At 75.5% G+C, this 13,346-nt stretch carries 2 protein-coding genes (1 of these 2 only partly in view); both read left to right on the top strand.

Features of this window, described 5'->3' with window-relative positions; genetic code table 11:
- The coding region (locus B0E53_RS08680; RefSeq protein ID WP_146167628.1) for a non-ribosomal peptide synthetase at positions 1-1,071 on the top strand (1,071 nt) is incomplete at its 5' end.
- A 5-nt stretch (positions 1,072-1,076) separates the two neighbouring features.
- Positions 1,077-13,346, top strand: partial view of a non-ribosomal peptide synthetase gene (locus B0E53_RS39190; protein WP_107075539.1) — the 5' portion only. Its footprint extends 8,877 nt past the window's final position; only the first 12,270 of its 21,147 coding nucleotides appear in the window; it begins with the start codon at positions 1,077-1,079; its stop codon lies off the right edge, out of view.

Here is a 13,346-nt window from a genome sequence, read left to right as displayed (position 1 = left end):
CTGACGGCGGAGCAGGCCGCGCGGTCCTGCCGGACGCTGGTGGTCGGCGGGGAGGCGCTGCCCGGCGCGGACGTCCGCGCGTGGCTGGCGCGGTCGCCGGAGTCGATGGTGGTCAACGAGTACGGGCCGACGGAGACGGTGGTCGGCTGCTGCGTGTTCGAGGTCGCCGCCGGTGATCCGGTGGCGGACGTGGTCCCGATCGGCCGCCCCATCGCGAACACCCGGCTCTACGTGCTGGACGACGCGCTCCAGCCGGTCCCGCCGGGCGTGGCGGGGGAGCTGTACATCGCCGGCGCGCAGGTGGCCCGCGGGTACGCGAACCGCCGCGGGCTGACGGCGTCGCGTTTCGTGGCGTGCCCGTTCGCGGCCGGGGAGCGGATGTACCGCACCGGCGACCTGGCCCGCTGGACGCCGGACGGTCAGCTCGTCTTCCTGGGCCGCACCGACGACCAGGTGAAGATCCGCGGCTACCGCGTCGAACCCGACGAGGTGGCCCAGGTGCTCACCGGCTGCCGGGGCGTCTCCCGCGCCGCCGTGATCGCCCGCGAGGACGTCCCCGGCGACCGGCGGCTCGTCGCGTACGTGGTGCCCGACGACCCGGAGGCCGACCGCGACCGCCTCGCCGCCGCCGTCGGAGCACACGCCGCCGCCCGGCTCCCCGACTACCTCCGGCCCGACGCCGTCGTGCTGCTCGACGCGCTGCCACTCACCTTCAACGGCAAGGTCGACCGGGCCGCCCTGCCCGCCCCCGACCACGCCACCGGCGGCGGCGCCGACCGCGGCCCGGCCAACGCCCGCGAGGCCGCCCTCTGCGGCGCCTTCGCCGAGGTGCTCGCCGTGCCCACGGTCGGCGTCGACGACGACTTCTTCTCCCTCGGCGGCCACTCACTGCTCGCCACCCGGCTGGTCAGCCGGGTCCGCGCCCTGCTCGGCGAGGAGCTGCCCATCGAGGAGCTCTTCACCACCCCCACCCCGGCCGAACTGGCCGCCTGGCTGGCCGCGAACGCCGACCGCGCCACCGACACCCGACCCGCACTGCGCCCGATGCGCCACAGGGAGGCGTCCTCGTGATTCCCATGTCGTACGCCCAGCGGCGGCTCTGGTTCCAGTGGCGGGTCGAGGGGCCGAGCGGCACGTACAACAGCCCGACCATCGTGCGGCTGGCCGGCCGGCTCGACCCGGCCGCCCTCGACGCCGCGCTGCGCGACGTCATCGGGCGGCACGAGGCGCTGCGTACCGTCTTCCCGGCGACCGGCGGCGAGCCGGCCCAGCGGGTGCTCGACCCGGACGAGCTGACCTGGGCGCTGGCCCGGGTCCGGGTGGCGCCCGCCGACGACACGCCGCCGGTGCCGCTGGTCGCCTTCGCCGAGCTGCCCTGGGACCGGCCGACACTCGAACTGCCCGCCGTCGTCCCCGCCGCCGACCTGCCCGGCGCCGAGATCACCGCCGCGGAGCTGCCCGCCGCCGTCGCCCGGGTCGCCGCGTACGCCTTCGACCTGGCCACCGAGATCCCGATCCGGGCGTGGCTGTTCACGGTCCACCCCGACGAGCACGTCCTCGTCGTGGTGGTGCACCACATCGCCACCGACGGCTGGTCCGGCGCGCCGTTCGCCCGCGATCTCGCCGCCGCGTACGCGGCCCGCGCCCGGGGGCGGGCGCCGGAGTGGACGCCGCTGCCGGTGCAGTACGCCGACTACGCCCTCTGGCAGCGGGACCTGCTCGGCGCCGGTGACGACCCGGACAGCCGGCTCTCCACCCAGCTCGCCTGGTGGCGGGAGGCGCTGGCCGGCGCCCCCGAGGAACTGCCGCTGCCCACCGACCGGCCCCGCCCGGTCGAGCCCTCGTACCGCGGCCACACCCGGGGGCTGAGCCTCCCCGCCGACGTGCACCGGCGGCTGGCCGCGCTGGCGCGGCGACGCCGGGCCACCCTGCCGATGCTCTACCAGGCCGCCATGGCCGTCACGCTGTCCCGGCTGGGCGCCGGCACCGACCTGCCGATCGGCACCCCCGTCGCCGGCCGCGCCGACGAGGCCCTGAACGACCTGGTCGGCTTCTTCGTCAACACGCTGGTGGTCCGGGCCGACCTCACCGGCGACCCGACCTTCGCCGAGGTCCTCGACCGGGTCCGCGGCGCCGCCGTGCGCGCCCTCGCCCACTCCGACGTGCCGTTCGACCGGCTGGTCGAGGAGTTCGCCCCGGCCCGGGTGCTCGGCCGGCATCCGCTCTTCCAGGTGGTCGTCGCCCCGCTCGACGCCGGCGCCACGCTCGACCTCGACGGGGTACGCGCCGACGCGCTCACCATCGGCCGGCCGACCGCCCGGTTCGACCTGGAGGCCACGCTCGGCGAGACGTACGACGGGCGGGGCCGGGCGGCCGGCATCCGGGGCGTGGTCACGGCCGCCGCCGACCTCTTCGACCCGGCGACCGCCGCCCGGCTCACCGCCTGCCTGGGCCGGGTGCTCACCGCGATGGCCGCCGACCCGGACGCCCGGATCGGCGCCGTGGACCTGCTCGACCCGGCCGAGCGGCAGCAGGTGCTGGTCGACTGGAACGACACCCATGTCCCGACCGCGGACGTGTCGGTGCCCGAGGCGTTCGCCGCCCGGGTGGCGGCCGACCCGGACGGGGTCGCCGTGGTCTCCGGCGGGGTGTCGCTGTCGTATGCCGAGCTGGACGCCTGCGCGGAGCGGCTGGCCCATCGCCTCGTGGCGGCGGGCGTCGGTCCGGAGTCGCCGGTGGCGGTGGTGCTGGAGCGTTCCGCCGAGCTGTTGGTGGCGTTGTTGGCGGTGCTGAAGGCCGGTGGGGCTTATCTGCCGTTGGACGTGGCGTGGCCGCTCGCGCGGATGCGGACGGTGGCCGCCGACGCCGGCGCCCGGGTGGTGCTGGTCCACGAGGCGACGGCGGGGCACGAGTTCGTGACCGGCGCCGACGGGCTGACGCTGCTGCGCGTCGACCGATCGGGGACGGCGGTGGCCATCGGTGACGGGGACGCACTCGCCCTGGCCGACGCCGATGTCGGCGCCGCCAAGGTCGACCCGACCACGAGCGACGCCACCACGAGCGACGCCACCACGAGCGACGCCACCGGAACCGGGGGAGCCGACGCGGAGGCCGCCCGGGTGGTCGTTGGGCCGCTGTCGCCTTCGTCGGCGGCGTACCTCATGTACACGTCGGGTTCCACGGGCGTGCCGAAGGGCGTCGTGACGACGCACCGGGATGTTGTGCGGCTGGCGCTGGACCGGTGCTGGGGTGAGACGGCGCGGGTGCTGTTCCACGCGCCGCACGCGTTCGACGCGTCGACCTACGAGATCTGGGTGCCGCTGCTCTCCGGCGGAACCGTGGTCGTCGCGCCGGCCGGGGTGCCGGACGTGGCGGCGGTCCGGGCGCTGGTGGCCGGGCATGACCTGACCCACGTGCATGTGACGGCGGGTCTGTTGCGGGTGCTCGCCGAGCAGGACCCGACGTGCTTCGCCGGGGTCCGGGAGCTCCTCACCGGCGGTGACGTGGTTCCCGCGCAGGCCGTCCGCCGCGTCCTGGACGCCAACCCGGATCTCCGGGTCCGGCAGCTCTACGGCCCCACGGAGATCACCCTCTGCGCCACCCAGTACGAGGTCACCGACCCCGGCCAGGTCGGTGATGTGCTGCCGATCGGTCGGCCGCTGGACAACACCCGGGTGTACGTCGTGGACGACCGGCTCCAGCCGGCGCCGGTCGGTGTGCCGGGCGAGCTGTACGTGGCCGGGGCCGGTGTCGCCCGGGGCTACCTGGGCCGCGCCGCCCTGACGGCCGAGCGGTTCGTGGCCTGCCCGTACGGCGGCGCGGGGGAACGGATGTACCGCACGGGCGACCGGGTGAAGTGGGACGCCGACGGGCGGCTCGTCTTCGCCGGACGCACCGACGACCAGGTGAAGATCCGGGGCTACCGGGTCGAGCCCGGCGAGGTGGAGGCCGTGCTGGCCGCGCACCCGGCGGTGGCGCAGGCCGCCGTGCTGGTCCGCGAGGACACCCCGGGCGACAAGCGCCTGGTGGCCTACCTGGTGCCCGCCGAGGCCGGCCAGTCCCTCGCCGACACGGTGCGGGAGCACGCTGCCGAACGGCTGCCCGGATACCTGGTGCCGGCCGCCTTCGTGGAGCTGGACAGCCTGCCGCTGACCGGCAACGGCAAACTCGACCGGGCCGCCCTGCCGGTGCCGCAGGCCGTCGCCACGGGGGCGGGGCGGGCTCCGGCCGACGCCCGCGAGGAACTGCTCTGCGCGGCGTTCGCCGAGGTGCTGGGGCTGCCCGCCGTGGGCGTGGACGACGACTTCTTCGCCCTGGGCGGGCACTCGCTGCTCGCCGTCTCCCTCGTGGAACACCTGCGCCGGCACGGCGTGGCGGTCTCCGTGCGTACCCTCTTCGTCAGCCCGACGCCGGCCGCGCTCGCCGCCGTCGCCGGACCCGAGGCCGTGGCCGTGCCGCCGAACCTCATCCCGGCCGACGCCACCGAACTCACCCCGGAACTGCTGCCGCTGGTCGACCTCACCCCGGCCGAGGTCGACGCCGTGGCGGCCACCGTGCCGGGCGGCGCGGCCAACGTGGCCGACGTCTACCCGCTCACCCCGCTCCAGGAGGGCATCCTCTTCCACCATCGGATGGCCGACCAGGGCGGCACCGATGTCTACGCCATGCCGTTCGTGCTCCGCGCCGACACCCGGCAGCGCGTCGACGAGATCCTCGACGCGCTGGGTCAGGTCGTCGACCGGTACGACGTCTACCGCACCGCGATCGTCTGGGAGAACCTGCGGGAACCCGTCCAGGTGGTGTGGCGCCGCGCCGCGCTGCCGGTCACCGAGGTCATCCTGGAACCCGGCGGCGACCCCGTGGACCGGCTCCGGGCCGCCGCCGGCGGCTGGCTGGACCTGCACCGCGCGCCGCTGATCGGCGTGCACGTCGCCGCCGACCCGGCCGGCGACGGCTGGCTCGTGCTGCTGCGCATGCACCACCTCGTGCAGGACCACACCTCCCTGGAGGTGGTGCTCGACGAGATCCGCGCCCTCCTGGCCGGCCGCGCCGACCGGCTGCCCGCTCCGCTGCCGTTCCGCGAGTTCGTGGCGCATGCCCGGCGCGGCGTGCCCGAGGCGGCGCACCGGGAATTCTTCGCCGGGCTGCTCGGCGACGTCACCGAGACCACCGCCCCCTACGGCCTGCTGGACGTGCACGGGGACGGCAGCGACGCGGTGCAGGCCCAGCTCGCCGTGGCCGACGACCTCACCGAGCGGATCGGTGCCCTGGCCCGGACGCTCGGGGTCAGCCCCGCGACGCTGTTCCACCTCGCCTGGGCACGGGTGGTGGCCGCGGTGTCCGGCCGCGACGACGTCGTCTTCGGCACCATGCTGCTCGGCCGGCTGTTCGCCGGCGCCGGCGCCGACCGGGCCCCCGGCCTGTTCATGAACATGCTGCCGGTCCGCGCCCGGCTCGCCGGCCGGAGCGTCCGGGACGCGCTGGGGGAGATGCGCCGGCAGCTCGCCGACCTGCTCACCCACGAGCACGCGCCGCTGGTCCTCGCCCAGCAGGCCAGCGGACTGCCCGGCGGCAACCCGCTGTTCACGTCGATCTTCAACTACCGGCACAACCAGGTCGACGTCCGCCGCTCCGGCACCGGCATCGACGGGGTCGACGCCGTGCTGACCAAGGAACCCACCAACTATCCGCTCGACGTGTCGGTCAACCAGGGCCCGGACGGCTTCGAGGTGATCGTCGAGGCCACCGCCCCCGCAGACCCGGCCGAGGTCTGCCGGCTCCTGGTCACCTGCCTGGCCAACCTGGTCGGCGCGCTGGAACACGCCCCGGACACCCCGATCGCCGCGGTCGACCCGCTCGGCCCGGCGCAGCTCGACCGGATCCTGCGCGAGTGGAACGCCACCGGTGTGCCGGTGCCGGACGGGTTGGTGCCGGCGCTGTTCAGCGCCCAGGCCGTCCGTACGCCGGACGCGGTCGCACTGGTCGGCGGCGACGTCGAGTGGAGCTACCGGGAGGTCGAGGAGCGCGCGAACCGGCTGGCCCGGCACCTGGTCGCGGCCGGCGTCGGGCCGGAGTCGGTGGTCGCGCTGATGCTGGAACGCTCCCCGCACCTGCTGGTGGCGATCCTCGGCGTGCTCAAGGCCGGCGGCGCGTACCTGCCGATCGACCCGGACCAGCCGCGCGAACGGATCGGCCACGTGCTGTCCGACGCCCGGCCGGTGGCCGTCCTCGCCCAGCTCCGCACCGCCCCCTGGGTGCCGCTCGACGTGGCGACCGTCCTCGTCGTGGACGCCCCGCCGACCGTGGCCGCGCTGGCCGGGCTCGACCCGACCCCGCTCGCCGACGTGGACCGGTCGGCGCCGTTGCTGCCGGGTCATCCGGCGTATGTGATCTACACGTCGGGGTCGACGGGTCGGCCGAAGGGTGTGGTGGTGTCGCATGCGGGGTTCGTGAATCTGTCGGCGAGTCATGGCCGGTTCGGGGTGGGTCCCGGTGCGCGGGTGGCGCAGTTCGCGTCGGTGGGTTTCGACATGTTCTGCGAGGAGTGGTTGCTCGCTCTGTTGTCGGGTGCGGCGCTGGTGACGGTGCCGCCGGACCGGCGTTTGGGCGCGGATTTCGCGGCCTTCCTGAACGAGTACGGGGTCACTCACGCGACGCTGCCGCCGGCGGTGGTGGGGACCATTCCGGACGGTGTCCTGGACCCGTCGTTCGTGCTGGACGTGGGTGGTGACGCGTGTCCGCCGGAGTTGGTTCAGCGGTGGACGGCTGAGGGTCGGGTGATGTTCAACAGTTACGGCCCGACCGAGACGACGGTGAACGCGGCCGTGTGGCGGTGCAGTGCGGACCTGCCGGGCGGTGCGGTGCCGATCGGTGCGCCGATCGCGAACACCTGTGTCTACGTTCTGGACGACGCCTTGAACCCGGTTCCGCCCGGGGTCACCGGTGAGCTGTACGTCTCCGGGTCCGGGCTGGCGCGCGGCTATCTCGGCCGGGCCGGCCTGACCGCGGAACGGTTTGTCGCGTGTCCGTTCGAGCCCGGCGCGCGGATGTACCGCACGGGTGACCGGGTCCGGTGGACGGCCGGCGGGGAACTGGTGTTCGCGGGTCGTGCCGATGATCAGGTGAAGATCCGGGGGTTCCGGATCGAGCCGGGCGAGGTCGAGGCGGTCCTGGCCGGGCACCCCGACGTCGCCCAGGTGGCGGTGATCGCCCGCGAGGACACCCCCGGCGACATCCGGCTCGTCGGCTACGTCGTACCCGCCGAGGACGCCGACCACGACGGGCTGGCCGAGACGCTGCGCGGGCACGCCGCCGGACTGCTGCCCGCGTACATGGTGCCCGCCGCCGTGGTACTCCTCGACGCGTTCCCGCTCACCGTCAACGCCAAGCTCGACCGCAGGGCGCTGCCCGTCCCCCGGTACGCCGCAGGCGCCGGCCGGGCCCCCACCAGCGCCCGCGAGGAACTGCTCTGCGACGCGTTCGCCGAGGTCCTCGGCGTCGACCGGGTCGGCGTCGACGACGACTTCTTCGCCCTCGGCGGGCACAGCCTGCTCGTCGTCTCCCTCGTGGAACGGCTGCGGCAGCGGGGCGTCACCGTGTCCGTCCGCGCCCTGTTCACCACCCCCACCCCGGCCGGCCTGGCCGCCGCCGCCGGCTCCGAGACGGTGGCCGTGCCACCGAACCTCATCCCCGACGGCGCCACCGCGCTCACCCCGGCCATGCTCCCGCTGGTCGACCTCACCGACGCCGATGTCGCCACCGTCGTGGCCGCCGTGCCCGGCGGGGCCGCGAACGTGGCCGACGTCTACCCGCTCGCCCCGCTCCAGGAAGGGCTCTTCTTCCACCACCTGATGGCCGACCGGGACGGCACCGACGTCTACGTCACCCCGACCGTGCTGCGCTGCGACAGCCGCGAGCGGCTCGACGCCTTCCTGGCCGCCCTCCAGCGGGTGGTCGACCGCAACGACGTCTACCGCACCGCGATCGTCCACGAGGGGCTGCGCGAGGCCGTGCAGGTCGTCGTCCGCCACGCCGACCTGCCCGTCCGCGAGGTCACCGTCGACCCCGCCGACCCGGTCGAGGCGCTGCTCGCCGCGGCCGGCGGCTGGATGGAGCTGCGCCGCGCGCCGCTGGTCGACGCGTACGTGGCCGCCGAACCGGGCAGTAACGGCTGGCTGGTGCTGGTCCGCATCCACCACCTCGTGCAGGACCACACGGCGCTCGAGGTGCTGCTGCACGAACTGCACGCCTACCTGGAGGGGCGCGGCGACACGCTGCCCGCCCCGGTGCCGTTCCGCGAGTTCGTCGCCCAGGCCCGGCTCGGCGTGTCCCGCGCCGCGCACGAGCGCTGGTTCGCCGACCTGCTCGGCGACGTCACCGAGACCACCGCCCCGTACGGCCTGCTCGACGTGCACGGCGACGGCGGCGCGTACGTCCAGGGGCGGCGCACCGTCGAACCGGCGCTCGCCGCCCGGGTCCGCGACCTGGCCCGTACCCTCGGGGTCAGCCCCGCCACCCTGTTCCACCTGGTCTGGGCGCGGGTCCTCGGGGTGCTGGCCGGCCGCGACGACGTGGTCTTCGGCACCGTCCTGTTCGGCCGCATGAACGCCGGGGCCGGCGCCGACCGGGTCTCCGGCCTGTTCATCAACACCCTGCCGGTGCGGGTCGGGCTGCGTGGCACCGTCGCCGACGCCCTGACCGCGTTGCGGGACCAGCTCGCCGACCTGCTGGTGTACGAGCACGCCCCGCTCGCCGTCGCCCAGGCGGCCAGCGGCGTGCCCGGCGGCAGCCCGCTGTTCACGTCGATCTTCAACTACCGGCACAACCAGGTCAGCGCCGAGGAGGCCGGCACCGCGCTGCCCGGCATCACCGTGCTCTCCGCCCGCGACCTCACCAACTACCCGGTCACCGTCGCCGTGGACGACGACGGGACCGGCTTCGACCTGGTGGTCGAGGGGCCGATCGACGCCGACGGGGTCTGCGCGCTGCTGCGGACCGCCCTGGCCGGGATCGTCGCCGCGCTGGCCGAGCGACCCGACACCCCGCTGGACACCATCGACGTCCTCGACGCCGAGCAGCGCGCCCGGCTGCTCGCCGCGTGGAATCCAGCCCCCGTACCGGTGGCGGACCGCACCCTGCCGGACCTCTTCGACGCGCAGGCGGCGCGGGCGCCGGAGGCGGTCGCGCTCACCTTCGACGGCCGGCACCTTACCTACGCCGAGGTCGCCGACCGGGCCAACCGGCTGGCGCGGCTGCTCGTCGAGCGCGGCGTCGGACCGGAGTCCCTGGTCGGCGTGCTGATGGAACGCACCCCCGACCTGGTGGTGGCGCTGCTCGCGGTGCTCAAGGCCGGCGCCGGCTACCTGCCCGTCGACCCGGCGTACCCGGCCGAGCGGATCGGCTTCGTACTCGCCGACGCCGGCGCGGTCTGCGCGGTCACCACCACGGCCTCCGCCGGGGCCGTGCCGGCCGGCGTGCCGCCGCTGGTCCTCGACGACCCCGCGGTGCGGGAGGCGCTGGGCGGCCTGCCCGGCACGCCGGTCACCGACGCCGACCGGACCGCCCCGCTGCGCCCCGGGCACCCCGCGTACGTGATCTACACGTCCGGCTCGACCGGCACCCCGAAGGGAGTGCTCATCCCGCACCGCGACGTGGTGGCGCTGTTCGCCGCGACGGAGGGGCTGTTCGGGTTCGGGGCGGACGACGTCTGGTCCTGGTTCCATTCGTTCGCGTTCGACTTCTCGGTCTGGGAGATCTGGGGCGGCCTGCTGCACGGCGGTCGCGTCGTCGTGGTGCCGTACGCCGTCTCCCGCTCCCCGCAGGAGTTCGCCGACCTGCTGGTCCGCGAGCGGGTCACCATGCTCAGCCAGACCCCGTCCGCCTTCTACCAGCTCATGGACTCCGACATGCTGCGCGACGGGGCGGTGCGCGCGGTCGTCTTCGGCGGCGAGGCCCTGGATCCGGCCCGGCTGGCCGACTGGTGGACGCGGCACGGGGAGTCCGGACCGCGGCTGGTCAACATGTATGGCATCACCGAGACCACCGTGCACGTCACCCACCAGGCCCTCGAACCCGCCGACGTGGACGCCGGCAGCGTGATCGGCCGCGGCCTGCCCGGCCTGTCGGTGTACGTCCTCGACGAGCGCCTCCGGCCGGTGCCGGCCGGCGTGGCCGGCGAGGTCTACGTGGCCGGTGCCCAGCTCGCCCGCGGCTACGTCGGTCGGGCCGGGCTGACCGGGGAACGCTTCGTGGCCTGCCCGTTCGGCGTGCCGGGCGGCCGGATGTACCGCACCGGCGACCGGGCGAAGTGGACCACCGACGGGCGGCTGGTCTTCGCCGGCCGCGCCGACGACCAGGTCAAGGTGCGCGGCTTCCGGATCGAGCCCGGTGAGATCCAGGCCGTCCTCGCCGACCACCCGGCCGTCGGGCAGGCCGCCGTGGTGGCCCGGCAGGACACCGGCGACACCCGCCTGGTCGGCTACCTGGTGCCCGCCGAGGGCGCCGCCCCGGACGGGCTCGCCGAGGCGGTCCGCGGCTTCGCCGCCGAGCGGCTGCCCGGGTACATGGTGCCGGCCGCGCTGGTGCTGCTCGACGCGCTGCCGCTGACCGTCAACGGCAAGCTCGACCGCCGTGCCCTGCCCGCCCCCGAGTACGCCGCCACCACCACCGGACGCGCCCCGGCCACCCCCGCCGAGGAACTGCTCTGCGCCGCCTTCGCCGAGGTGCTGGGCCTGGACCGGGTCGGCGTGGACGACGACTTCTTCGCCCTCGGCGGGCACTCCCTGCTCGCCATCGCGCTGGTCGAACAGCTCCGCCGGCGCGGACTGACCGTGCCGGTGCGCGCCCTGTTCCAGACCGCCACCCCGGCCGGCCTGGCCGCGGTGGCCGAACCGCACCGGGTGCAGGTGCCGCCGAACCTCATCCCCGCCGGCGCCACCACCCTCACCCCGGAGCTGCTGCCGCTGGTCGACCTCACCGAGGCCGAGCTGGCCCGCGTGGTGGCCGCCGTGCCCGGCGGCGCCGCCAACATCGCCGACGTCTACCCCCTGGCCCCGCTCCAGGAGGGCATCTTCTTCCACCACCTGATGGGCGACGACACCGACGTCTACACCCTCCCGTACGTGCTGCACCTGGACACCCGCGACCGGCTGGACGCGTTCCTGGGCGCGCTGCGCCACCTGGTGGCCCGCAACGACATCTACCGCACCGCCGTGGTCTGGGACGGGCTGCGCGAACCGGTGCAGGTCGTGTGGCGCCACGCCGACCTGCCGGTCGAGGAGGTCACCCTCGACCCGGCCGGCGCGGACCCGGTCGAGGCGTTGCTGGCCGCCGCCGGCACCCGGATCGACCTCGGCGCCGCGCCGCTGATGCGCGCCCACGTGGCCGCCGCCCCCGGCGGCGGCTGGCTGCTGCTGCTCCGCATCCACCACCTCATCCAGGACCACACCACCTTCGACGTGGTCCTCGATGAGCTGCGCGCCTTCCTCACCGGCCGCGCCGACGAACTGCCGCCGCCACTGCCGTTCCGCGAGTTCGTCGCCCGGGCCCGGCTCGGGGTGTCCGCCGAGGAGCACGAACGGTACTTCACCGACCTGCTCGGCGACGTCACGGAGACCACCGCCCCCTACGGCCTCACCGACACCCACCACGACGGCACCACCGCCGTCCAGGTGCAGCTCACCGCCGACCGGGCGCTCACCGTCCGGGTCCGGGAGCTGGCCCGGGCGTACGCGGTGAGCCCGGCCACGATCCTCCACCTGGCCTGGGCGCGGCTGCTCGGCACCCTCGCCGGCCGCGACGACGTGGTCTTCGGCACCATCCTCTTCGGCCGGATGAACGCCGGCGCCGGCGCCGACCGCGCCCCCGGCCTGTTCATCAACACCCTGCCCGTGCGGGTCCGGCTCGCCGGGCACGGCGTCGCCGACGCGCTGGCGGCCCTCCGCGACCAGCTCGCCGACCTGCTCGTGCACGAGCACGCCCCGCTGGCCCTCGCCCAGCGCGCCAGCGGCGTCCCCGCCGCCGCCCCGCTGTTCACCTCGCTGTTCAACTACCGGCACAACCTGCCCACCGACGGTCACCCGGGCGCCGGCCTGGACGGGGTCACCGCGGTCATGCACCGCGACAACACGAACTACCCGATGGTGGTCTCCGTCGACGACGACGGCGCCGACTTTGTCCTGGTCGTCGAGGCGGTCGCCCCGGCGGACCCGACCCGGGTCGGGTCGCTGCTGCTCACCTGCCTGGACAGCCTCGCCGCCGCGCTGGAGCAGGCGCCGCAGACCCCGCTCGGCGCCGTGGAGGTGCTGGACGCCGCCGAGCTGCGCCAGGTGGTCGAGGAGTGGAACGCCACCGAGGCGCCGGTCGCCGACGAGTCGGTGCCCGCGGCGTTCGCCCGCCGGGTGGCCGCCGACCCGGATGCCGTGGCCGTGGCCGGGGTCGCCGCGCTGTCGTACCGGGAACTGGACGAGCGGGCCGACCGGCTGGCCCGCCGGCTGGTCGCCGCCGGCGTCCGCCCCGAGACGCCGGTCGCGGTGGTCATGGAACGCTCCGCCGAGCTGGTCGTGGCGCTGCTGGCCGTGCTCAAGGCCGGCGGCGTCTACCTGCCGCTGGACGTCGCCTGGCCGGCGGCCCGGATGCGGACCGTCGGCGCCGACGCGGGCGCCCGGGTGGTCCTGGTGCACGCGCCGACCGTCGGGCACGACTTCGTGACAGCCGCCGCGGCCGGGGGCGCCGTGGTCGTCGCCGCCGACAGCGACGAGGACGCCCCGGGCTCGCTGCCGGCCCCGGCGCCGCCGTCGGCCGGGGCGTACCTGATGTACACCTCCGGCTCCACCGGGGTGCCGAAGGGCGTGCTCACCACGCACCGCGACGTGGTGCGCCTGGCCGCCGACCGATGCTGGGGCGAGACCCCCCGGGTGCTGTTCCACGCCCCGCACGCCTTCGACGCCTCCTCGTACGAGATCTGGGTGCCGCTGCTCTCCGGCGGCACGGTGGTCGTCGCGCCGCCCGAGGCGGTCGACGGCCCCGCGCTGCGCGCCCTGGTCACCGCGTACGCGCTGACCCACGTGCACGTCACCGCCGGTCTGCTGCGGGTGCTCGCCGACCAGGACCCGGCCTGCTTCGCCGGAGTCCGGGAGGTGCTCACCGGCGGCGACGTGGTCCCGGCCGGCGCGGTCCGCCGGGTCCTCGACGCCAACCCGGGCGTCCGGGTCCGGCAGCTCTACGGCCCCACCGAGGTCACCCTCTGCGCCACCCAGCACGAGGTCGCCGACGCCGGCCAGGTCGGCGGCGTGCTGCCGATCGGCCGGCCGCTGGACAACACCCGCGTCTACGTCCTTGACGACGCC

It is taken from the genome of Micromonospora sp. MH33 (genome assembly GCF_003013775.1).
GTDB classification, from domain to species: Bacteria; Actinomycetota; Actinomycetes; order Mycobacteriales; family Micromonosporaceae; genus Micromonospora; species Micromonospora fulviviridis.
Note: the sequence above shows the minus strand (reverse complement) of the source record. Positions and strands in the feature narration are given on the sequence as shown.